Annotated in this window: 22 protein-coding genes; 2 read left to right on the top strand and 20 right to left on the bottom strand. The window is 47.2% G+C overall.

The features are described 5' to 3' along the window. Window positions 1-71 precede the first annotated feature (71 nt). From RIF36_RS22345 to RIF36_RS22370, 6 genes are all read right to left on the bottom strand, one after another. On the bottom strand, window positions 72-440 hold the full coding sequence (locus RIF36_RS22345; protein WP_350125142.1) for a DUF1801 domain-containing protein: 369 nt from the start codon (window positions 438-440) through the stop codon (window positions 72-74). 11 nt (window positions 441-451) lie between these two features. Further along, window positions 452-910, bottom strand: a complete 459-nt coding sequence (locus RIF36_RS22350; RefSeq protein ID WP_350125139.1) for a GyrI-like domain-containing protein — start codon at window positions 908-910, stop codon at window positions 452-454. 3 nt (window positions 911-913) lie between these two features. After that, the gene (locus tag RIF36_RS22355) at window positions 914-1,675 is read right to left on the bottom strand and encodes a helix-turn-helix transcriptional regulator (RefSeq protein WP_350125137.1); all 762 of its coding nucleotides are present in this window, start codon (window positions 1,673-1,675) and stop codon (window positions 914-916) included. Between the two features lie 159 nt (window positions 1,676-1,834). Next, window positions 1,835-5,083, bottom strand: a complete 3,249-nt coding sequence (locus RIF36_RS22360; RefSeq protein ID WP_350125135.1) for a thioester reductase domain-containing protein — start codon at window positions 5,081-5,083, stop codon at window positions 1,835-1,837. A gap of 128 nt (window positions 5,084-5,211) precedes the next feature. Further along, on the bottom strand, window positions 5,212-6,258 hold the full coding sequence (locus RIF36_RS22365; RefSeq protein WP_350125133.1) for a fatty acid desaturase family protein: 1,047 nt from the start codon (window positions 6,256-6,258) through the stop codon (window positions 5,212-5,214). A 306-nt stretch (window positions 6,259-6,564) separates the two neighbouring features. Beyond that, window positions 6,565-6,948: a DoxX family protein gene (locus tag RIF36_RS22370; RefSeq protein ID WP_350125131.1), complete on the bottom strand. Its 384-nt coding sequence runs from the start codon at window positions 6,946-6,948 to the stop codon at window positions 6,565-6,567. 121 nt (window positions 6,949-7,069) lie between these two features. Here RIF36_RS22370 and RIF36_RS22375 point away from each other — a divergent pair, with 121 nt between their 5' ends. Both RIF36_RS22375 and RIF36_RS22380 read left to right on the top strand, forming a co-directional pair. Beyond that, a complete protein-coding gene (locus RIF36_RS22375; RefSeq protein WP_350076873.1) occupies window positions 7,070-7,444 on the top strand; it encodes a winged helix-turn-helix transcriptional regulator in 375 nt (124 codons plus the stop codon). An 82-nt stretch (window positions 7,445-7,526) separates the two neighbouring features. Next, window positions 7,527-8,381, top strand: coding sequence for a TolB family protein (locus tag RIF36_RS22380; RefSeq protein WP_350125128.1), 855 nt, complete (start codon window positions 7,527-7,529; stop codon window positions 8,379-8,381). Window positions 8,382-8,461: 80 nt separating this feature from the next. On the opposite strand, the gene RIF36_RS22385 is transcribed toward RIF36_RS22380, so the two are convergent. The 14 genes from RIF36_RS22385 to RIF36_RS22450 form a co-directional block, all read right to left on the bottom strand. Further along, window positions 8,462-9,400, bottom strand: coding sequence for an SRPBCC domain-containing protein (locus RIF36_RS22385; RefSeq protein ID WP_350125125.1), 939 nt, complete (start codon window positions 9,398-9,400; stop codon window positions 8,462-8,464). Window positions 9,401-9,497: 97 nt separating this feature from the next. Next, complete coding sequence (locus RIF36_RS22390; protein ID WP_350125122.1) at window positions 9,498-10,079, bottom strand: dihydrofolate reductase family protein; 582 nt, start codon at window positions 10,077-10,079, stop codon at window positions 9,498-9,500. Between the two features lie 43 nt (window positions 10,080-10,122). Continuing rightward, a complete protein-coding gene (locus tag RIF36_RS22395) occupies window positions 10,123-10,572 on the bottom strand; it encodes an SRPBCC family protein (protein ID WP_350125119.1) in 450 nt (149 codons plus the stop codon). Then, window positions 10,556-10,894, bottom strand: a complete 339-nt coding sequence (locus RIF36_RS22400) for an ArsR/SmtB family transcription factor (RefSeq protein WP_350125116.1) — start codon at window positions 10,892-10,894, stop codon at window positions 10,556-10,558. The genes RIF36_RS22395 and RIF36_RS22400 overlap by 17 nt, the downstream gene beginning before the upstream one ends. 550 nt (window positions 10,895-11,444) lie before the next feature. After that, on the bottom strand, window positions 11,445-12,530 hold the full coding sequence (locus RIF36_RS22405) for a hypothetical protein (RefSeq protein ID WP_350125113.1): 1,086 nt from the start codon (window positions 12,528-12,530) through the stop codon (window positions 11,445-11,447). 1,111 nt (window positions 12,531-13,641) lie between these two features. Further along, window positions 13,642-14,007, bottom strand: a complete 366-nt coding sequence (locus RIF36_RS22410; RefSeq protein WP_350125111.1) for a DUF1801 domain-containing protein — start codon at window positions 14,005-14,007, stop codon at window positions 13,642-13,644. A gap of 14 nt (window positions 14,008-14,021) precedes the next feature. Next, window positions 14,022-14,444 (bottom strand): VOC family protein, encoded by a 423-nt coding sequence (locus tag RIF36_RS22415; protein WP_350125109.1) that lies wholly within the window; start codon window positions 14,442-14,444, stop codon window positions 14,022-14,024. Window positions 14,445-14,497: 53 nt separating this feature from the next. Continuing rightward, the gene (locus RIF36_RS22420) at window positions 14,498-14,758 is read right to left on the bottom strand and encodes a hypothetical protein (RefSeq protein WP_350125107.1); all 261 of its coding nucleotides are present in this window, start codon (window positions 14,756-14,758) and stop codon (window positions 14,498-14,500) included. Further along, the gene (locus tag RIF36_RS22425) at window positions 14,759-15,139 is read right to left on the bottom strand and encodes a VOC family protein (protein ID WP_350125104.1); all 381 of its coding nucleotides are present in this window, start codon (window positions 15,137-15,139) and stop codon (window positions 14,759-14,761) included. A gap of 102 nt (window positions 15,140-15,241) precedes the next feature. Further along, window positions 15,242-15,661 carry a hypothetical protein gene (locus RIF36_RS22430; protein WP_350125101.1) on the bottom strand — a complete coding sequence of 140 codons (420 nt, stop codon included), beginning with the start codon at window positions 15,659-15,661 and terminating at the stop codon, window positions 15,242-15,244. A 123-nt stretch (window positions 15,662-15,784) separates the two neighbouring features. Further along, window positions 15,785-17,182, bottom strand: a complete 1,398-nt coding sequence (locus RIF36_RS22435) for a pyridoxal phosphate-dependent decarboxylase family protein (protein ID WP_350125098.1) — start codon at window positions 17,180-17,182, stop codon at window positions 15,785-15,787. A 211-nt stretch (window positions 17,183-17,393) separates the two neighbouring features. Then, entirely contained in the window at window positions 17,394-18,143 is a 750-nt protein-coding gene (locus RIF36_RS22440; RefSeq protein WP_350076897.1) for a methyltransferase family protein, read from the bottom strand. Window positions 18,144-18,248: 105 nt separating this feature from the next. Beyond that, window positions 18,249-18,998 carry a VOC family protein gene (locus RIF36_RS22445; protein WP_350118856.1) on the bottom strand — a complete coding sequence of 250 codons (750 nt, stop codon included), beginning with the start codon at window positions 18,996-18,998 and terminating at the stop codon, window positions 18,249-18,251. Between the two features lie 39 nt (window positions 18,999-19,037). Beyond that, complete coding sequence (locus RIF36_RS22450) at window positions 19,038-21,755, bottom strand: M14 family metallopeptidase (protein ID WP_350118859.1); 2,718 nt, start codon at window positions 21,753-21,755, stop codon at window positions 19,038-19,040. Window positions 21,756-21,809: the final 54 nt, after the last annotated feature.

A 21,809-nucleotide genomic window follows, 5' to 3' on the forward strand; every position in this document is an offset into this window, starting at 1 on the left:
ACATACTCCGTGTATCTCTCCCTCAAGTTACTACCAATTTCCGAAATATGCTTTTCGAACTTTCAATGGGCTTACCCTTTAATCACTATTGTCCCGTTTCTGTACAGATCCAATGCGCTGTTGAGCAATTCTTCGATAGTTTCCAGCGGCAGGTCTTCGTTGGGATTCACCCTGAAAATTTTCATGCGGGAGCGCTCTCCGGCTTCTAATTTTGGATGGTCGAGAAACTTTCCCTCAACGAAAAGGATATAGGGTTCTTCTGTTTTTTTGTCTGTCCACAGGTAGCAAAACATCTTTTTTCTGAAGCAGAAGCAGGGCATGCCCCACTTCTGCGTTTCAGTTACGTTGGTGTCCTGAGCAAGGATGATGCTCCGCAGTGCCAGCAGACAGCTCTTGTGGGGTTCTTCCTTGTTCAGATAGTAGTTGTCAATTTCTCGCATTGCACCTCGGGTTACTTTACGGCTACCAAAAAGTCTACTTCTGCATTCGCCGGGTTTTGTGCTTTTTCGCCAAACACCTCGAAGTCAGCTGAAAATACCCTGTCCAAATCCATCGCCCATATTTTTGCCCACTCCGCCACGACCAAGCCTTGTGCCAGGTCGCCTTTGGCGGTGATTTTTACGTAACTGCCACCTTCAAAAGCCCTGCCTACCATGCCATCCGGAATTGCCTCCAGACTTTCCACCTTACACCCAAGGATGGCGGTATATGGTGCCATGTGGTCACCTTCGTAGTCGGTGTAAAGTGAGTAGATGGTGCCGTCCACTTTGCCAGGGATAGCATTTAGTAGCTCTTCGGAAAGGAACCTGCCCCATAGTTCGGCAATGTCTTTGGCGCCCTGTCCATTTTCGTTGGTTGTTCTTACTGAGATTCCAATGATCTTGAATGGGTCAATTTTTACTTTTTGCATCGCTTAAATATTTTGATTCGAAGCAAAGGTAGATGGCCCTTGTGCCAAGGGTGTGTCAGGGGTGGCTGACCATTTTTTCCGACACTGTTCAAAATATTGTTCTAAGGTAATTTTGTGGGGCTGAAACTGGCTGTCCGTTTGCACTAAGCTTTGAATACGGTCAAGCCTGAAGGCCCTAAAGCCATTTTTTAGCTGACAAAAAGCAATCAGGATCCAGTTGCCCTGTGTAGTATAGAGGGCAAATGGCTCTACTTTTCGCTGGCTTTGCTGATTTTCTAACGACAGGTAATTGATCTCTATCACATGGTAGTTTGAAATGGCAGATTGAAGCTGGATGAGATGGTTGCTTGTCTTTTTGTTTTCGCTGTTGTCCCGCACCTGCAACCGGTCGGAGAGGAGCTCTGTCTTGGTTTTCAGGCCAAGCTTGAGGATTGCCTTTATTTTTGTTGCGGCGCTTTCATAGTGCTCCACCAGAGACCGATCCTTGTTCGCCCGAATCAATTTTTCGGCGATGACAATGGCGCTTGCTTCCTCTTCGGTAAACATCACCGGCGGAAGCTTGAAGCCGTCCATGATGGAGTATCCCCTGCCTTCCTGCGTGACAATAGGTATGCCTGATTGTTCAAGCGTTCGAATGTCCCGATAGACAGTTCTTACGCTCACCTGGTGCTTTTTTGCAATGTCCGTTGCAGTCACCAGTTGTTTTGATTGCAGCTGCGTAAGAATGGCCGTCAGCCTCGCAAGTCTGGGTTTGTCTTCCGCCATTTTATTTCTCCTGTCTGTTGCTCACCTTTTCCTGTCAGGTAAGCCAGATCGCCTGTTGGTATTAAAGGTCATCTTTTGTAGCTCGCATTCCTACAAAAAAAATGGGACGCTTGTCTCTCCCGAGGCAGGCGTCCCACCAAAATGATCAACTTGCCTCTATCAGGAAGCTATTTTCACATCCTTTTCTAATAATTCCACATCTATAATTTCCTTGCTGATCATGAATGTCAACATGCCTCTCACGGTTTCTTCAAGTGTAGGGTCGAGCACACCGTGAGGCGATTTGACTTTTGCTTCACAATAAGAATCGTTACTATATCGCTTAAACTCCATGGAAGAGATATTATTGACAGACCTTACCAGGAAGTCGAGCAGCGGAAACAGGAGGTCATCCTTCCCGCATTTGCCCACAATTTCAGGCACAAACTTCGGCAGCTCAAACCCTTTGAACTCCCTGCCTGTCAGCTTGGTGATGATGTCGGTAATGTCTTTCATACGTGCATATTCATCACGTGTTACATGGAAGGTTTTGTTGACCGAATCGGGCAGTCCGGAGATGGCCACCACGTTGTTCGCCACAATGTCGACCGGCGTGAAGCTTACCTGGTTGAACGAATTGACCGTAATGCCGTGGTTGATCATGAAGGCGATCAATCGGATGGAAATGTCGAAGTTGTTGCCACCGCCATACACCGAAGGGGTAATCAGCGCAGGTCTGAACACCCTGGCCTGTAGCCCCTGCTTCATGGCGTCGAACACAATTTGCTCTGACACCCATTTGGTCTGGCTATAACCAAAGTCAAGCAGATCCAGCGAATTGCAGGTATCAGTTTCAAAAAGCGTGTCTTTCACAGCCCAACCAAAAATAAAGGTGGTGGACACGTGATTGAGGATCTTGGGGTTGCCATCCAGCGCCAGCCTGATTATTTCGTTGGTGCCATACACATTGGTGTCCCACATTTTGTCATAATTGAACAGGTAGTTCACGAGGGCGCCGTTGTTGTAAATGGTGTGTGTGTTGGTCGCCAGGTAGTCCCAGGTTTTCTTGTCCAGTCCCAGCTGAGGTTTGCCCAGGTCGCCGCATACAGCCACCACTCTTTTCTCGAACTCCGCCAGGTATTCACATTCCGGAACATTGGACAGGTCGAAGGCCTCTTTCAGTCTGGCCAGTCCTTTCTTTTCGTCATCAGCTCTTACGAGCACATAGATGGTGTCGGTAGTTTGCTGAAGCAAGCTTTTCAGAATAAACGGCCCCAGGAATCCTGTTCCGCCTGTGAGCAGGATCTTGCCACTTTTCAGGTGGGCTGGGTCGTACTGAGGTGTTTTCGGCTTAAACGACAGCTTGGTGTCCTGAAGCATTCGCTTCTGTTCGAAGGCATTATGCTCTTTCTGAAGCTTGAGAATGGTCTTCTTTAAACGATTGATGGCGAGAATGGATGACGTGCTGAACTGTTCCATCAAGTCGAAGAATTCAGAAACGCTTATTTCTTGTAGCAGGCGGGCATCGATTTCCGACGCCAGTTGAGCCGCCCCGCTGTCTTTAATGAGCTCCTTCACATCGTGAATGAGAACCACCAGATCGAGAGAGTCGAGCACATGCACCAAAGAGTAGGTTTCGGTGCCTGTGAACCCATACTTTTTCAAAATCTCATCGAATTGAGTATTTGTCAAACGGGCTCTCGGAGCGTCTGTATTTTGCTCGACCAGGCTATGGTTTTCAATGACCTCCAACTCACCATTGGCCCAAAGCTGCTTGGTCTTCTGGCGCATGATTTTTCCCGAGGTGGTCTTCGGAATGCTTTTGGTGTTGGTAAAGGTGATTTGCGAGGGGATAATATTTAGCCTCTCACGAATCTGATCTGCAATCTTGTTGTGGTCGGGGATTTCATTCTTACGTTTAAGGCCAGCCACAATAACGAGTTTTTCCTCCCCGTTTTCTTCGTGGGCAAATGCCGCCACATAGCCTTCCCTAATGTTGTTGCTCGATTCTTCAACGATTTGCTCAATGTCCTGCGGGTAGTAGTTGGCCCCACGGATAATGATCATGTCCTTAGCTCTGCCGCAGATGTAGAGCTCCTGGTCATGCAAAAAGCCGAGGTCGCCAGTTCTCAAAAAGGTGTGTGTGGCACTGCCGTTTTCGCTCGCTATTCGAGCTTCAAAGTATTCTTTGTTCAGCTCAGGTTTCCCCCAGTAGCCAAGCCCCTTACTTGGGCCCGCCAGCCACACTTCACCCACCTTGTTTTCGCCAAGGTCTATTCGGGAATTAGGATCCACTATTTTCACGATCTGGTCTCTAAGGGGTTTGCCGCAGCTCATGATTTGGGTTAGGTCACCTCCCTGTCCGTTCTCGAATTTCAGCTCATGGTTAATGAGTGAGTTGGTGAGCACCGATACTGATTTTCCGCCCCACTGCGAAACGGCCAGTGTGTTTTCGGCGAGGCCATAGGCTGCGCCAAGTGCCGTTTCCTTCAGCCCACATGCGCTGAATTTTTCAAGAAACTTATAGAAAGTGCCTGCCCTGACTGGCTCTGCCGCCGTCATCAGGTTTGTCAGTGAGCTAAGGTCCAGCGAAGCGAATACTTCATCCGACACTCTGCCCGGCTGAAGCAGGTAGTCGTAGGCAAAGTTGGGTGCCGAAGAGTGCGTGGCCTTGTACTTTGAGATGGTTTCGAGCCAAAGCACCGGCTTTCTGATGAAATCAAGCGTAGAGAACCCAATAGAGGTGCCTCCTTTCATGATGATAAACAGGTGATAGCCAATCAGCCCCATGTCGTGGTATTGTGGCAGCCAGGTAACGGTTACCGGGGGTTCCGATAATACATTCTCGGCATTGTTTTCAAGGTTTTCATGCGAGATCATTACCCCCTTGGGGTCGGTGGTAGAGCCAGAGGTGTACTGAAGAAAAAGAAACGATGATTGCCGCTCATAGTTGGTCGCACTTGTTTCGTGGGTAAATTCAGAGGTGTTGATCCAGGGTAGCTTAGTTAATATGGTTTTCTCAACAATGTTATTTCGATCCATGTTCAACTTGAGCGACCAGTAGTACTCTCCATTGGTGAGGACGGCCACAGCACCACAATCTTTGGCGATATGTTCCATTTTGTAGTATGCCGACTGGAAACCCGATGAAGTAGGAGGGTAGGTAGGCACGGGCACCAATCCCAGGCGAACGCACGCAACAAACGAAACGATCATCTCAATGCCGGCAGGGTAAGTAATCAATATCCTGTCGTCTTTTTTGAATTTGTAATTCTCGGCCAGATTGGATGCCACAATTCTTACGGCTTTTTCAAACTCTTCGTAGGTGTATTTTTCAACTGATTTTCCATTGATATCCAGAAACTCAAAAAGCAGTTTATCGGGCGTTTTCTGGACCCAATGGTTCAACTTATCGGAAAGGGTAGGCATAGATCAAGCGGTTTTTGGGATGATTATATGTTAGATAGAAATAGGTTGTTGGGTATGAATATAAAAAATTGGCTTAATAATGAGCTTCCGGTCGAAAAAAAGATGGATGATGCGTCTGTCAAGCCTGGTTATTTTGCAGCCAGGCTGAGGTTTTGCAGGTGCCCATAGTGCTCCCTGATGGCATCAAATATCGTTTTATTCTGTTTGTAGAATACACCGTGTTTTTCTGCTATCGGTTGAATCAGCTTTGTAAGCTCACGGTAGTGCGTATGGCATACACGGGGAGCCAAATGATGGGCCACGTGCATGTGCAGTCCGCCATAAAACCAATTGCCAACCGTGCTGTTCAGCGAGTGGTCGGAGGTGGTGGCAAACACATGATAGATGAAATGATCATACTCATCTCTGTCCAGAGGAAATTCGTTCAGCCGCAATGGGTGTTCTACCTGTATGATGGTGGCACCAATCACGCCAATTACCAATTGCCAAGCCACAAAAGAGACGATGATCAGCCCTGTCGGCACACCTATAAAATAGATTGGCAGCAATAGCACATAGCCGATGTAGGCCAACTTAAAAACAAAGAGCTTGACATACTCCATGCGGGGATGCTTCTTTCCTTTCAGGCCATTGAGGAATGGGAAGAAAAAGCATTCGAAATCTTTGATAAAAATGTAATCAAGGGAGAAGAAACTGTAGACCACAAACAGGTAAAAATGCTGAAACCTGTGAATGAGTTTGTGTTCGTGATGTGGTGTGTAACGAAGTAGTCCACGAGCGACAAGCCCGTCGTCTTCGCCTTTAATATTGATGAAATTGTGGTGTTGTTGGTTGTGAAGTTGCCGCCACATGTATGAGTTGATACCACAGAGGTCGAAGGTGTAGCGAAGAAGTTTTCTTACCCGTTCGTTTTCAAAAATAGACAAATGATTGGCGTCGTGGGCAATATTCAGCAGGATGAATAAGTGCGAAAACAGGTGAAAGCCGTAAAGCAGCACGAACGTAGCAGGTGAGGTGCTAAAAGAGTAGAGCAAAACCAAACTTCCGACCCACCAGACTGCGGCGATTGCCAGCTTGGCTTTCATTTGACCATTGGCATACCTCGAGATGCCATTTTTTTCAAAATATTGGTCAATGGCTTCGTACAATTCCTTTTTAAAGGCAGTTGAAATCATGATAGCATAAAAAGTATTGGGCTGGGTATGCAAAAAATAGCCCGGCACAATATAGGTTAACAGTTAGAGTTTTTCAACTATGGATTTTAAATGGCTAACGCACAATAATTTCTATAGGTAAAAGGTATGTCTGATATTTCAGTGACCAGAATCTTTTTTGGAGGTGATGTACTGCTGTAGCCCCAAAGAGGTTTTGTGCATTCTTCCTTATTGTATTGACATACGATGAAGCTGGAAAGTCCAATTAATACGAATAAAAGGCCCTGACTTTCCAGCCAGGGCTTCTTGCTTTAACTAATGAGGAGACTAGGCAGCAACAGCGACTTTAGTTTCAGCGATTTTGCTGAGATAGATTCTTGATACCGACAGAATTGCCAGGAAAATCACCGGACCAGCCACCACTGAACCCGGGTCACCACTTGCAGTGTGGGCAATAGCCGCTGAAATGAAGGTAATCCCAAAACCGGCGTAGGCCCATTCTTTCACCCTGTGGGGAAATTGTGGAACCAACAGCACGGTGGCACCCAATAGTTTAGCCACGCCTAACTCCATGCGGAAGTAGCCCGGAAAACCCAGATGAGTAAAACCTTCCGCTACTTCCGGGTTCATGAAATACATCAGGCCACTCATTACCATCATCACACCTACAATGCCAGTGGCAATCCAGTATATCACTTTGTCTTTTTTCATTTTGATTGTTTTAAATGTGTACTATTTGTTTGACGATGCAAACTTATCTACATTTGCTATAGAATATATAGCACTATACTTTTGTATAGCACTAACCTTTGGTATAGTAAAGCGAAGTGACATGGAAAAACCTGAAGTATTCGAGACCGTTGAACACCAACGAAACACGGAATCCTGCACCAGGGCACTACTTCCGGTGCGGGATGCCCTGGAAGTATTAAGCGGTAAATGGAAGCTACAGATTATTATATCACTTTCCTTTGGAACCAAAAGGTTTAGGGAAATCGGGAGAGAAGTGACCGGTATCACCGACAAAATGCTATCGAAGGAGCTAAGGGACCTGGAGGAAAACATGCTGGTGAAGCGTACGGTCAAAGATTCATTTCCCCCGTCGGTTGAATACAATTTGACGGAGCACGGCAAAACACTCCAAAAGGTCATTGGCGAGCTTCGGGAGTGGGGCGTAATGCATAGAGAAAAGATCATGGGGGAGTAAAAGGTATTGGTAACTGGTAAATCCCCAAAGTGAAACGAGGTGTGGATGGCGTGCTTAAGCCGGTAAAACTGGTATCTTGTGGATGATGAAATCTACTTTGATTTCCTGCCTCTTTTTTTTGACGCTGTGCGCAGGTTGCACCGAGCCACCTTATTCCCGCCAGGATATAGAAAAACTAAATGGGCTGGCTGTGGGGAATGGTATAAGTTTGCACCCGACCGAAAAATGGATGCTGATTTCCCGCCCTTCTGAGTTTACCAACAAGGCAAATGGCAAACCATTCTACAGAATCTATTTTCTCGAACTTGGTGCGAAGGGATGGGGAGAACCACAAACTGTTTCTTTTGAAAGCCGGTTCAACGACTATCACCCTATTATCTCACCTGATGGCAAGTGGGTCTATTTCAATTCAGACCGCCCGCCTCCAGGCGAAATCCTGCCTGCCGAAAAGATGAACATATGGAGGGTAGCTATTCGCTCTAACGCATTTTCAACGCCGGAGTACCTAACGGACATCAATACTGAACATCACGAATCTTATCCCTCCGTTACTGGCGAGGGCGTTCTTTATTTTAACTCTGACAGGCCCGGGGGCAAAGGATCCATGGATTTCTATCGGGCGTCGCCTATCGGTAATGGCTTTTCGGCTCCCGAACTGGTTGCGGCGTTGAATACGGCAGACAGCGAAAACGATTTGACCATTGATCCACAGGAGCGATTCGTTGTATTCAACCGGTACCTGTTCGATACAAACGAAGTTGACCTCTTCATTAGCAACAACCAGGGCGGCTCATGGACGGCACCTGTGCCGCTGGATAAGATCAACCAGGCGGATGTATGGGAGCTAACTCCCACTTTGTCGCCCGGTGGCACTTATTTGCTGATAGAAGTAGATGGAAAAATTCAGGTGTCTTTGATGGATGATGTTTTAGAATAGTAGAGCCAGAAAGACCGGAGGCAGGATGGTCAGCTTCGGTCTTCCGACTTCGAACTCCCGTCTCCCCACTTCCAACTTTCTCATCCCTTCTCGTTGCAATTAAACATCCAGTTGATACCATACCTGTCGGTGCAGCTGCCATAGTATGCGCCCCAAAACATGTCCTGTAGTTCCATGGTTACTTCTCCACCGGCCGACAAAGCGTCGTAGAGTCGTTTGGTTTCCGCTCTGGTGTTGGGCTCCAGATTAATATGCATGTTATTGCCTGGCTTCACCTTCATGCCCATCGACTCCGGTGCATCGGTGGCCATCAGAATGTGACCGCCCAGTATCTCCAGTTCGATATGTAAAATCAGCTTTTTGTCGGCCTCAGTCATTGGGGGAGCGCCTTCCATCGGATGTATTTCGCCGAAACGCTGGATGCCACCTTTGAATTCGGTGCCGAATACAGATTTGTAAAAAAGGAATGCCTCTTCGGTGTTTCCTGCAAAATTGAGATAAGTACTTACTCTTGACATATTTGTGTTTTTTAACTGAGTCATCAAATTGATCCTCGTCTCGAGGTATGCTGCCATCCGCTCCATGTTTTGTCGTGCCCCCTCAAACGCCCCGTGCTCGTCAATCACGTAGTCCAGGTCGGATTTGGACTGGAACAAGCTACGCATGGTGAGGAGCGTTTTGCCCTCTTTTTCTTCGAAGGTCACGGTGACGTGAAAGTTGCCTGGTGCATCATCGCTCCCGTTGCCGTGTACATACACCAGCTTTTCCGGAACGACCACCTCTTTGAAAACAATAAGATTGGGATAGTCTGTACCGTTGGGGCCGTGCATGGTGAGCCGAAACTTCCCACCGGGTTTGACGTTCATTTCATGAACAGTGTTGGTGAAACCTGTAGGCCCCCACCATTGGGCGATGTGTTCCGGTTCTGTCCAAACCTTGAAAACGAGCGCACGGGGAGCATCTATAAGCCTGCTGGCAATTACTTCCCTGTCCGTTCTTTCTACATGCGTGGTGTTCATGTGATATTGTTAAGATGTTGAGATGTCGTTTGGTGGGTTGCCTGGCATGCAAATTTCAGCCAGTCTCATAATTAATTTCCCCTCTTAGCGGTCGCTGCTATTGTTTATCCACTATATAATTCAGTTCTGTTACCCCGGAAGTAAATTGTCGGGTAGCCAATAGTTTTAGATTTATTTTGTCTTTGACGTTCACGAACAAAGGAATGCCCTTGCCAAGAATAACTGGATTAACGAATAGCCAGTAGCCGTCAATTAAGTTCAATTGCATAAGCGAATGTGTGGCTGTCGGGCTGCCAAAAACCAGGATATCTTCGCCAACACCTTGGCGGGATTGCTTTATTTCATTTATGCGCTCCGAAAGGTTGTCGCTGATAATTGTGGTGTTGGTTAAATCTGTAGCACTCATTGTTTTTGACAGAACAACTTTGTGAACCTGGCTATACCATTTAGAATGTTCAATATCGTGTTTCGTCGCTGTTGGCTTGTCTGCTGCGGTAGGCCAATAACTTTCCATCATCTCATAAGTTGCCCGACCGTACAATGCAGTGTCACCTTTGCTTATCCGTTTACCGACGTGGTCAAAAATTTCCTGATCAATTTTAATCCAGTTCATTTCCCCGTTCGGCCCAGCTACAAAACCGTCAAGCGATACGTGCATAAATGAAATTATCTTTCTCATATGGTTTACTTTTAATTGTTCTTCTTCCGGTAGTAAAGTGCAACTATACTTTTGAGTTGAAATGGCTGGCAAGCAAGGCTTCCAGCCGGTCAAAATTCTCCTCGTTGGAAGGCTCAATCACTTCCCGGGATCTTTCACATTCTTCTGCAGATTTGAAAACCATATGAAAGGTGATCAGGGTACCCTCGCCCTGCCTATCAAAAGTGGCGATCACCCGGAAGGCGTGCACAGGCTCCACGTGGTCAAACACAAGCCGTTTGTTGGGCACGATTTCCACAAAGACACATTTATTGTCAAAACTTGGCCCCTGTGGGCTGTGCATCGTGAATCGCCATGTACCACCAGGGTTTAATTCGAAGGTGCGGAAGGTGTTCGTAAACCCTTTTGGTCCCCACCATTGTGCCAGCAGGTCAGGATTGCTCCATGCCTGGTACACCTCAGCCTGAGAGTAGTTCACTCTTCTGGTGGAAGTAATTTCACAATCTTTGCTCATCGCCTTTGTCTTTTGCTTGTAATTCTTTGATGTATTTTTCCATCGCATCCAGCCTTTCTTCCCATTCCTTTTTGTAGCGACTTACCCAATCCGATACTTCATGCAGTGGTTTTAGCTGCGCTTTGCAATAGCGCTCACGTCCCTGCTGTTCCATCATCACCAGGCCGCACTCTTCCAGTATTTTCATGTGCTTTGAAATGGCCGGCCTGCTCATGTCAAAGTTCTCAGCCACTGTATTCACGTTCATCCGCTTGTAGGCAATCAGGTTAATGATCTCCCTGCGGGTGGGATCGGCAATCGCCTGGAATACGTCTCGTCTCATCTTGCTCCTTTATTAGTAACCGTTCAGTTACAAATATAAATGGAAACCGATCAGTTACGCAATTTTGTGCCGAAATTTTTTTCAACACTTTTCATTGACTTTAAGGGAGGCAGGTTCGGAATGCTTAAGACGCTTCAGAAAGGTGGTTTTGCAGCTTCGATGCATGCACTAGTATTCAAAATGAACAGAATTTATGGCAAAATATTATTGGATTTTGGGTTACTTTTTATAAGTTTGATGTATTGATTTAGTGCAATATTTTATTTAATTAATTATAAATTTATCTCACCAGCTATGAGAGCATTAAAAAGTAGAACCATTTTCTTATTCGGTGTTTTATCGATTTTTATGATCACTTCATTGGGTGCATGTACTGCCAGCCGCCCAAGCAGTGCCTGGCAGGATGTGGGCCATGCCCGTGACCTCGGTAAAAAGAAAGGTAATCATTCAAAACGAATGCAGAGAAGGCCAGCAAATCACCGGTAAAGGAGGAAGAGGAGTGTTGTTGTTCCGAATCGGAGATTTAGCACTTCTCTTTTTATTCTTTTGTCTATTTGGCTGCGTCAAAACTTTCTTTCAGCACCTCTTTCAGCAAATTAATCGCCATGGAGATCGACTGTAAAGAGGCGGTTTCTTCAGAAGTATGGTAGCCGGTAGTGGGAATCTGAATAGTTGCCCCACTGATGAGTCCGTCGGTTCCTTCAATGATGCGGCCTAACTCGGTTCGTCCAAGCGACAGCGGCTTTTTACCGTCGACCAACCTTTGCTCATTGTGGTGCTCAATGAAGATGTCCTTATACACCGTTTTTATGCCCAGCTTTTCGCTAGCTGCCGCTATTTCTGCGACCATTTTCTCGTCGAAGTCGGCAGTGGCGTCTTTGTGTCGGAGGATAATTTCGCTGTCAGATGCTTCTTTTTCGTCTTCTCCGAAGGGGCTGGTGTCGAGCACAATGAGCTTTTTAGTGGCTTGCTCCACTCTGTAAAACCAATCGGCCAGGTAACGCCAGCTGCGGCCTGCTTCTTCCTGGGCTGTGAAAAAGGCCGTGCCCTGGTAGCCTTGAGAAAATAGGTATACAACCACAGCCACCATCAGTACATTGTCGAGTTGTGCAGAGACTCGACCATCGTGGATGGTGATGCGATCGGAGTAGGCTATAGGCACGCCGGGAGTTACATGCTCCAGCCCGTTGATTTCGATGATCAGGTTTTTTCGCTTCTCACTAATGTAGGAGTGGTGGGTAATGCCCTGCCCAAGATAGGTGCCCGACCATGGCTCGTAAGCATGCACTTGTTGGCTTTCAAAGCGGTCGGCAATCTTTTCAAGGGTCTGCTCCGACACAGAGTTGCCATTGAGCTCGCTTCGGTTCTGGGTTACAAAGGCCGCATACTGAAATTCGTTGGGTCCGGTACAGATCAGGCCATGACGATCAACATGCGCAGAGAGGTAGTTACTTGTTGGCTTGCTGCCTTCTGCCACCAGCAAACCCTGATAAAGGCTGATTTTAATCCCCATCTCTTCCAGCTCCCGGCGGATAAGACGAAAGAAAGGTTCTTCATAGCCTACCACCGAGGGTTGGCGAACCAACAGCTTGAGGTAGTCGAGAAAAATGGTAAGAGAGGCGGTCGATGGCTCCACGGTTTTATAGTTGAGAATAAGTGAGAACTGGCAACGAAACTAAGGAAAAGCAAGGGAAAGTGGAAAGACGTCAGGTTGGCCAAAGCCACTATAGTCTTGAATTTGCGGCACCCGCTGCATTGGTTTCCTTTATTTGGAGTGCGCAGAATTCGTAGCAAACGAGCTTGTTTTCGATGACTGTTATCCTGATGTTGAAAGCTTACGCATCTTTTGAAAAGCGCTGCACTTTGGCTTCGTCCTGCTTCAATTGCTGGCAATTGATCACCAGGACATTTTTAGTCGGCTGAAGTGATTTTTTGCTGTTTATTTACCTTTTTGTAATTGCAATCACGGTACTTTGATCATAATTGATTGATAATCAAATAATTATGTTAATTTGATTAATGTAACTGATGCATCACTGTTGGATTGTATCGAGCTATGTAGGACACAGGTAGGCATCTGGTTGCATGTAACTTTTTAAGCTAATTTCAATTAAAATTGAAATTTTACTATTTTCTGGAGCCGATCTTTGTATCCATTTTCAACAATTCCCTTTCTTCTTTTCAATCGTTGATGGTTTCATCTTATTTGGGTAAGAATGTAGCTTTTTGGATTACTATGGCAATTATTTGCGTCTTTTGTTCAAGACAATGATTCCTTTTACGGACACAGATCTTTCGACACTTTGTAGCAGATAATGGTTAAAGCAGTGTTTGTATGACATGTGTAATGACTTGTGCAAAATCGACATTTTGTGAAAAGTTACAATCCGTAGTTTTATCGTACAGTTTGATTATATCCAAGAGCACTAAAACGTAAAAATTTTCACCATGAGAGCGTATAAGAGCAGATCCAGAAGCAGAGCAGTTTTGTTACTCAGCATTTTAGCGATTTTTGTTATCAGTTCACTTTCTTCCTGTATGGCTCATAGAGGGAATGGCTCATGGGATGACGCAGGGCATGCCCGGTCTTTCGGACACAAAAAGGCACATCATGACCATCACAGCTCAAGCAGAGAGGGCAATAAAAATAATAAGAGCTAATAATAATACAATATCTTGAGTATGCCGCCCATGTTTTACCATGGGCTTTTTTTGCTCCAATTGCCGGGTTTTAGCAGATATACCGGTCAGCCACCGACTATCTGCAACCATTCTTTAACAATTCGTTCCAGTTCAGCTTTCTTTGAAGAAACGTCTTCAGCATTTTTGATGTATACAATTCGCCGATCTTTCCAGTCGCCTTCGAGGATGTCGGATTTGATGGTAACGATGGTGGGATGATGAAAAATAAGCCTGATGGCCCTTTTGTCGTGCAGGTTGAAAGTGACAAAATCTTCCTTGTAGTAGTAGCTTGGCGCATTCCACTTGATGCGCTCCGAAAGAGAACCTGCGGTCTTGATGATTGTACGAAGGGTTTCCACTTCAGCTTTCAATGGATGATCCAGTGTCTCCATGTAGTTGGATACCTGTTCGGCTTCGGAAAGTTTGGCCATAGTTTACGGATGGTTTATTGTGGGCTTGTTTCAAAGCCGATCATCCACTGAACACCAAATTTGTCAGTCACCATACCGAAATAACTTCCCCAGAATGTTGTTGCCATAGGCATGGATACTTTGCCTCCGGCTGAGAGTGTAGTAGATAGTTTATCGGCCTCGGTCTTGCTTTCTGTGTCGAGATAGATGTGGAAGTTGTTGCCGGATATTTCACCGAAGTTTTCTGGTATGTCGCAGCCCATCAGACGACTGGTTTTGCTTATCGGAAGGGCGATATGCATCAATCTTTTGCTTTGTTCGGCTCCTTTTGGAGCTTCTGACGGCATGTCGCTGTATTTCATTTGGCTGGTAAAGTCGCCTCCGAAGACAGTTTTGTAAAAATCGAAGGCTTGGGCACAGTTGCCATTAAAGTTGAGGTAGGTGTCTGCGGATTTCATAAACTGATAGTTTTAGTATATAAGGTGCTACAATGCCTGAGAGACTAGATTTTTTATGCCTTCTGAAGGTTTGGGCTCACGTCAGCCGGATTTACCTCATCTTTCAAAACTTCAGCGAAGCAGCCGTGGCTTATTATCAGATGAATAACGGCACAGGCGTTTACCCGACTGCCATGACTCTCCACTCTTAGGATACGGTCGCAGTCGTCAAGGTCAAAATTTGCTCTGCAGCCGGGGAACGCACGGTGGATCGCTTCCGAAAGCTTGAAGGCCTGAACGTGGTTGTCGACTGTAGTTTTGAAGACTTCTACCATCTACATCTCTTCAAGAATAGACAGAATATTGCCGGACGGATCCTTGAACCAGGCGATAGCAGGGCCACGATCATTTCTGCAAATGCCTTTTTTGTCAGTCTTGATAGGCGCATCATACTGCTCAAAAGCAACCCCTTTGCTTGTCAGCCAGTCGACGGTAGCCTCCACGTCCTTCACCGGAAAGTTGAGCACGGTGAAGGTGGCAGGTTCGTGATTGGGTTTTGGGTAAATAATTACCTTGCCTCCACCATTAAATTTGAGCTGGAGCAAACCCATTGATAGTTCTTCTACTTGTAGCCCAAGCTTTTCTGAGTAAAAGCCCTTTGCCTGGGAAAGGTCGCTTACCGAAAAACCTGTGAATGCTTTTGAATCTTTCAACATATCATAGTGGGTTAGAAATACACAAAATGACTTTTCAATTAATAAGTTAGCAAACTATCCACTGGATTACATGGGTGGATACTTTTTTGTGGCCTTGCGTCATTAGTTGGACACCTCGTCCTTCATTCTCAGCATGCAGACCATTTCATCGTCGTCTTTGTACCACTCTACTGCCCAATGCTCGGGATCAAGCCCTTCCAATTTCATTAACTCACTAAAAATGCCAGGCAGAGAACTCAGTTTCGAATGCCAGTCGGTGATAGTAATGGCTGCGTAGTAGCCTTTTTGTATGACATATTCTTCGTAACCCAGCTGCTTACCCTCTTCAGGGAACTTTTCAATGGCGGCTGCCATGTAGATGACACTATTTCCTTCCATCCTGGCAAGCCCGTAAAAAGGCCGACTAAACCCGCCCTCAACTCTTTCGACAATGGCATCGAAAGCTTCCCCAACGCCGTTGGGAAAGGTGAGTACCTGATGTCCAAAAACCTTTATGTCATGCGGGATGTCAATAAACTCCATGGCATTTTATGATTTGCTACATGACAAATGTAGCAAAGGTGCCACACAGGTTCAGGGTGTAAAAGCGGCATTGTCAAGGGTCGAATGCGTCAGGCGAAAGCGCTATTTATCTGCGCATGGCGATTATTGGCCAGCAGCCCTCATCATTTCTTTTTGCACGATCTTCACATCTTCTTCAGTGGTTCGCCAGTTGACCAGGGCAGCTCTGATTCCTTTTCTTCCATTGAAAAAAGTAGGCGTCATGAACACCTTGCCACTGTCATTGAGCCTGTCAAGGAAGGCTTGCACTTCGACTGCTTCTCCATTTTTTAAGGTAAAGCACACCGTGTTAAGCCTCACGGGCGCCAGAAGGTCAAAGTAGTCGCTGGTGCTGATGAAATCACCGAGCGCTTTTGCCTGCCTGATATTGCGCTCAACAATCTCTCTGTATCCTTCCCTGCCGTAGGCCTTTAACGTAAACCATGCTGGTAGCGCCTTGAACCTCCGGGAGTTTTCCGGTAGAAAGTTAAGGAAGTTGAAGTTTGCCAATGGGTCGCCAAGGTAAGGTGCATTGGAATTTTGGTAGGTTTCTACCTGAAGCAGCTTGTGTTTTTCTTTCACAAAAAAGAAAGCACTTTCGTAAGGCACGTTCAACCATTTGTGGCCATCAACAGTGATGCTGTCGGCTTGTTCCCAACCTGCAAGCAGATGAGCGTAAGTAGGTGAAATAGCCGCAAATCCTCCGAATGCGGCATCGATATGCCACCAGAAGTTGTACTTTTCTTTAAGCCCTGCGATAGCCTGAGAGTCATCGTAGTCGACCGTATTGACTGTGCCGCCGCTGGAGATCAGGATAAATGGCTCACCATTGAGCGATTGAATTTTCTCTTCCAGTGCTGCCATGTCAATTGCTTCCCTCGTGGTATCAATCGTCTTCACGATTTGGATATTACTGCTTCCAAGACCAAGCATAGAAAGCGCTTTGATGGAAGAGGAGTGGGGCACTGCTGACAAAATGGGGAAGGTAGAAAGAACGCCTTGTTTGGCAATATCTATTCCTTTTTGCTTGCCAACCCACTGGCGTGCCACACCGAGACAGGTGAAATTCGACATGGTGGCACCGGTTACAAATCCCCCAAGGAAATCGTCAGGAAGGCCGAAGAGCTCTTTCAGCATGTCGATGGTTTCGAATTCGATGATGCCGGAGAGGTCGCCATGGCCTTTGACGGTTTGGGTATTCTGATCGAAAATGGTAGCCAGCATGTCGCCCATAATCGCAGCGGGCGTGGTGCCACCTGTTACAAAGCCCCAGTAACGTGGGCCAGCAGAGGCAACCATGAGGTCTTTGAAGCGTTTCCTGAACTCGCTTAGAGCGTCAGTCCCGCCGGCTCCGTCGGTTGGCAGGGGAGCAAAGTCGGTAGTTACTTTGGCTGCTGATGTGGGAGCGGCGTTGATGTTTTGAAGATATGAGAGTCCTTCTTCCAGGGCCTGGGTGAGCAATTGCCTGGTATTGTCCAGGTCGTATTGTAGCTGTTTGTTCATGGATCTGCGTCGGTTTAAAAAATGGACTTAACCGGGATTAAAAATGTAGTGAAACGACAATCTTTCCTATCAGGTTGCTGCCTGAGAAGGATTTTTCGTCATCAACCAGAAAAAAGCAAGCAGTTTCAGGCTGAAGCGTGAAAGAGGGTATATTGCTCATGGGCCGGGTAATTCCCTTTTGAACTGTTGGACCAACCCAAAAAATCTGCGACTATCTGTCGAACGACAGCACCTGGGTGGTTTTTTGAATTGTCTTAATAATGACATACCACGCCACGCTGGCGGCGAAGCCATACGTCCAGTATACATTTCCCAGTGAAAGCTCCTTGTTGGCCACCGATGCTCCGATCACTTCGAAGGCAAAGACGACGAGGAACATATTTAAAATGCCGGCCTTTTCCTGACGGATTATTTTCCTCCAGCTAAAGGTGTATTTGGGTTTGATCCACTTACTAAAGGCTGGGATGAACGCAGGCGTTTTTGCAGCCCAGTCGACGTATTCTTTTCCGTATGTATCGATCAAAAACATCTCCTCTGCATACATGATTCTTTCATAATACACCCAGTACATAAAGACGAAAGCGACGATGAACCATGGTTCCTGAGTGAAGCCGGCGATGCCCAGCCACATGAAGAAGTTACCTACATACAATGGGTGGCGTACTGTGGCATATAATCCAGTAGAATTGACAGAATCAGCTACTTGCCCCACGGTGGTATTGCGACCAGAAGTATTGTCGGCAGAGTAGCCAATGGCCACCATACGGATCACCAAACCCAACACACACACCAGAAAGCAGCCTAGCTTGAACAGGTCATCTTGCTGCGAGTCGGTAATGGTGCTATTCAAAACGTTTTGCACATACACATAAATACCGACCACGATGATAACCAGCGGCAGGTAACTTCTGTGTTTGAACAGGAAGTCACCCTGGGTTCTAAGCTCTTCTTTTAATGCCATTGTGTTGTTTTCGCCATTTGGAATCACGAAGGTACGGAAATGTAATTAAGTTGCGGACTTAGTTTGGTGAATGTGTCAGAGCCAAAACTTATTTGCCCCACCCCTTTAAAAAGTTATCCTCACACTTTCTTTTCCATCGGAGCTCCCGAAACTTACTGCTTTCAGTCTTGGTCTTTTGGCTGATTCATTTTTTGGAACGACAATGATATCCCCAGACGCAGTGAAGAATCTTTCTGCACTACCAAACAGCTCGTCCTTCTTTCTCCCAGCCGATTGCAGTCCAATACCTTTCAGAAAATAGGAAACTCTTTCGCTGCCCTCAACATAGGTGGCTGCCATTCGATCTGAATCATTTTTATGAGAAGTGATTTCGCTCGCATCGACCGTGGTTGTGTGGTAGGCAATAAAAAAGAAATGTGCTAACTCGGGCTCCTGCGGAAACGTGATATAGTCCCAACTTCGCCCTTTTGAGGTTTCAAAGGCTATTTTCAAGCCAGAGAGCATCTGTTCCATCTCCTCAGTTCGAACTCCGGATACAGCCAGGTATACCCCGCCTTCTCCCTCTTGTAAAAGTCTCTGGTAGTCCCTCGCTATGTGGTCTGTGGGCTCGCCTCTGACTGACATCAGTTCGAGTGATGTCTTGTTCCGGAACTTTACATGTGCGTTGATAAGCCCGTTGGCGTGCAATCTTCCCTGTTTGACAGTGAACCCAAGCTGGGTATATCGGCTGGTAGCCTGATCGAGGTCAGCAACAACAGTAACCACATGGTCGATTTGTATTTTTTGGCAGTAGCTCTCCCAGTGGCAAGTAAACAGGGCTACCAATGCGATCAGTGTTTTTTTTGTAAGTCTCATACCATTAAAACTTTACCATGATGCCTGCATTACACTACACTATTCTTTTCCGCCAGATGCTTTGCTGCTGCCTTCAGCTTTGGCCGGAGCCGCCCAAAAGCCTTCTGAAACAGCACGGCTTTTGGCAGTGTTTGCTCCGTACAACATCGCATTGAACAGTGTGCGGTAGGTGCCCATGGGTTGCCCACGCCACTGAGGCTGGAAGCCGAACAGGATCACATGGCCTTGTCCATGCTGAACGTCGAGCGCCGCTGCGTAGCCATTCAGGTATTTGGTGCCCAGCAGAAAACCGGAGCGAAGGGGAGAGCCTTTGTCCTGGTATTTGGCAAGTGCCTCTCCTTTGAAGCCTTCTAAAGTGGTAAAAACAGGGCTTCTATTGACAAACACACTGGCGTGAGCAGGCATGCCAGCCATTACAGGGTGAGTGGTGTTTGTAGTCACTTCCATGATGGAGCCGCCGGTAAAGAAATCCTTTCTGTTCACACCCTTCACAATATTTTTTACAGGTAAGTAGAGCGATTCAATGGCGAAATCGCTGCTTTGATTCATGCAGACGAGCGTGCCGCCTGCCTTTACAAAGTCGTCGAGGTGGCGGATACCTGTTTCGCCCAGGCCTCCCTCGTAGCGTGGAGGCACTTGTCCTTTTTTGTAGCCATTTTCAATCGAGCCATTTCTTTCGGAAGCCATCACAATCACATCGAACCGATCTTTTAAGCTACTGGCCGCAAAGTCTGAATTTCGGATGATAGTATAAGGCAGTCCAAAATTATCAAGCAGCCAGCGAGTCCAGCCCATGTCCATGCTGGCTGTCCATGGCTCGTAAATAGCGATGCGGGGTTGAATCCTTGCGCCGGACGAGCTACCCGTTTTCACGACGTTCACAGCAAAGTCATCCACCCATTTTTTAGCCAGCGCTTCTGAAGCCCCTTTCACAGCATACTTTTGATTGGTATACTCAACGGTGAGTCCCTGTTTCCAGGCCTCGCCAAGTACCCGAAAGGTGTTGTTTTCTTTAGGGTCAAGCAACAGCGTGGTGCCGCTTCCTTTGACAGAACCAGGGAGGGGAAGAATGCCAGCAGCGACCTCATTGGTATTGAAACCTGCCCCGGGTGCGAAGTCAATTTTGCTATTGTCGTCGTTGGAGGTTGTTTTCCAGTCGACTTTGGTTCCTTTTACTTCCCTGAGGCTTGCTCTAACCTCTTCAGAAAGAGGGCTGGCAGCCGCAGTTATATTCAGCTCAAACTGGAGGGGCAGCGACCACCCGGCAGCGTCGTAGGGCTGCTCCAGCGGGCCATCGGGGAATTCCCGCAGGTCGGGGTACGCCTGCACATCCAGGACCTGGCGGGCCAGCTCAGCAAATTCCTGGTCCATGGGGATGACCCAGGTGCCTTTGGGGTAAGCTTGTCCGTCAAAAGTAATCGCCTTGTCTAGTTGTGAGATTTTGATGCCGTTAAAGGCAAGGCGCTTCAGTAGCTCTACCGGACGGGCGGGGTCACGCTGCTGCTGAGGGATGAAATAAGCATAAGGCGGCTCATTGCGGTACTTTTCAATGGTGTTTTGCGCCGACTGATACTTATTGAAAAGAACTGTTTCGCTGTATTTTGAGGCATAGTCTAATACCGCAATAGAGGCTGTTTGCATGTATTGAATGGCATCGCTTATGCGCCACCAACCACCAGGCCACGGACTGGAGTAAAGCGATTCGATGCGAAGATCACTTCTGTCTTTGGGAAAATCGTTGATGGTATAGAAATAGGGAGTGGCGTACCGGTAAAGGGCTGTTTCCGTCCAGAAGGAGGGAATGTTTTGCAGAACGGGCATATAGTCGATGTAGCCGGGGTACCATGCGTCGAAGCCCTGGCCCATGTGCACGGCACCTTTCAGGCCTTCGGTTTCCAGCTCCTGAGCCATGGCCATGCCAATCATATTCACTTCACGGGCAACCAGGGGCGGCGTTTGGGAGGCAATAGGCTCTGCGAACGGGGGCAGCCAGATACGGGTGGGGAAGGGCGACGACTGGTGGTGTACATGGATGATGTTGGGCTCCCATTCTCTCCAGGTGCGGCCCACGACTCTCGACTCAATCATATTGACCATGTAGGCATCCCGGTTGTTATCGTGCCCCACATACTTTTGATAAAGCCAGGGTACGGGGGCGACTTCGTAAGGTGTGCCCACGTTATCTTCGTACCAATTGGCAATAATATCCTGACCGTCAGGGTTGAGCGAAGGCCAGAGCAAAATGATGACATCGTCGAGAATTCTGGCGATTCTCTCGTCTGACTCCGCTGTGCTGATGAGTTGGTGCGCCAGTGAAATGGTGTGCTGGGCACCGGCCACCTCAGAGGCATGCAGGCCACCGTCGATGTGAACGATGGGTTTCCCTTCTTTGGCTAGCTGTTTGGCTTCCTCCCTCGTCATGCCATCGGGATGAGCCAGCCGCTGTGCGATTGCCTTGTACTTGTCGATGTTCTGGATGTTTTCCGGAGAGGAAATCAGTGCAAAATACCAGGGTCTTCCTTCGGAGGTTTCTCCTACATGCACCATTTGGATCCTGTCGCTGGCGGCATCGAGTTTGTTAAAGTATTCCAATGACTGCTCGTAGGTGGCCAGGTGGAAGTCAGCACCCACTTTGAAACCCAAGGTTTCTTCAGGAGCTGGGATTTGTGCCAGCAGCAATGACGAGATGGTTAGTGGGAACGCAACAGCCAGAAGAGTCGCCTTCTTCGCTACTTGGTGGAGTACAGTATTGGTCATGGTCGGTAGATTAGCCGGAAACGACCGAAGATAAGGAAATGAACGAATCTAGCT

Origin of the sequence: Imperialibacter sp. (assembly GCF_040222815.1) — a bacterium.
In the GTDB taxonomy this organism is placed as follows: domain Bacteria; phylum Bacteroidota; class Bacteroidia; order Cytophagales; family Cyclobacteriaceae; genus Imperialibacter.

Coding starts and splice junctions, on each gene's coding strand:
- RIF36_RS22345 (WP_350125142.1), bottom strand. CDS start 440: ATGCGAGAAATTGACAACTACTATCTGAACAAGGAAGAACCCCACAAG.
- RIF36_RS22350 (WP_350125139.1), bottom strand. CDS start 910: ATGCAAAAAGTAAAAATTGACCCATTCAAGATCATTGGAATCTCAGTA.
- RIF36_RS22355 (WP_350125137.1), bottom strand. CDS start 1,675: ATGGCGGAAGACAAACCCAGACTTGCGAGGCTGACGGCCATTCTTACG.
- RIF36_RS22360 (WP_350125135.1), bottom strand. CDS start 5,083: ATGCCTACCCTTTCCGATAAGTTGAACCATTGGGTCCAGAAAACGCCC.
- RIF36_RS22365 (WP_350125133.1), bottom strand. CDS start 6,258: ATGATTTCAACTGCCTTTAAAAAGGAATTGTACGAAGCCATTGACCAA.
- RIF36_RS22370 (WP_350125131.1), bottom strand. CDS start 6,948: ATGAAAAAAGACAAAGTGATATACTGGATTGCCACTGGCATTGTAGGT.
- RIF36_RS22375 (WP_350076873.1), top strand. CDS start 7,070: ATGGAAAAACCTGAAGTATTCGAGACCGTTGAACACCAACGAAACACG.
- RIF36_RS22380 (WP_350125128.1), top strand. CDS start 7,527: ATGATGAAATCTACTTTGATTTCCTGCCTCTTTTTTTTGACGCTGTGC.
- RIF36_RS22385 (WP_350125125.1), bottom strand. CDS start 9,400: ATGAACACCACGCATGTAGAAAGAACGGACAGGGAAGTAATTGCCAGC.
- RIF36_RS22390 (WP_350125122.1), bottom strand. CDS start 10,079: ATGAGAAAGATAATTTCATTTATGCACGTATCGCTTGACGGTTTTGTA.
- RIF36_RS22395 (WP_350125119.1), bottom strand. CDS start 10,572: ATGAGCAAAGATTGTGAAATTACTTCCACCAGAAGAGTGAACTACTCT.
- RIF36_RS22400 (WP_350125116.1), bottom strand. CDS start 10,894: ATGAGACGAGACGTATTCCAGGCGATTGCCGATCCCACCCGCAGGGAG.
- RIF36_RS22410 (WP_350125111.1), bottom strand. CDS start 14,007: ATGGCCAAACTTTCCGAAGCCGAACAGGTATCCAACTACATGGAGACA.
- RIF36_RS22415 (WP_350125109.1), bottom strand. CDS start 14,444: ATGAAATCCGCAGACACCTACCTCAACTTTAATGGCAACTGTGCCCAA.
- RIF36_RS22420 (WP_350125107.1), bottom strand. CDS start 14,758: ATGGTAGAAGTCTTCAAAACTACAGTCGACAACCACGTTCAGGCCTTC.
- RIF36_RS22425 (WP_350125104.1), bottom strand. CDS start 15,139: ATGTTGAAAGATTCAAAAGCATTCACAGGTTTTTCGGTAAGCGACCTT.
- RIF36_RS22430 (WP_350125101.1), bottom strand. CDS start 15,661: ATGGAGTTTATTGACATCCCGCATGACATAAAGGTTTTTGGACATCAG.
- RIF36_RS22435 (WP_350125098.1), bottom strand. CDS start 17,182: ATGAACAAACAGCTACAATACGACCTGGACAATACCAGGCAATTGCTC.
- RIF36_RS22440 (WP_350076897.1), bottom strand. CDS start 18,143: ATGGCATTAAAAGAAGAGCTTAGAACCCAGGGTGACTTCCTGTTCAAA.
- RIF36_RS22445 (WP_350118856.1), bottom strand. CDS start 18,998: ATGAGACTTACAAAAAAAACACTGATCGCATTGGTAGCCCTGTTTACT.
- RIF36_RS22450 (WP_350118859.1), bottom strand. CDS start 21,755: ATGACCAATACTGTACTCCACCAAGTAGCGAAGAAGGCGACTCTTCTG.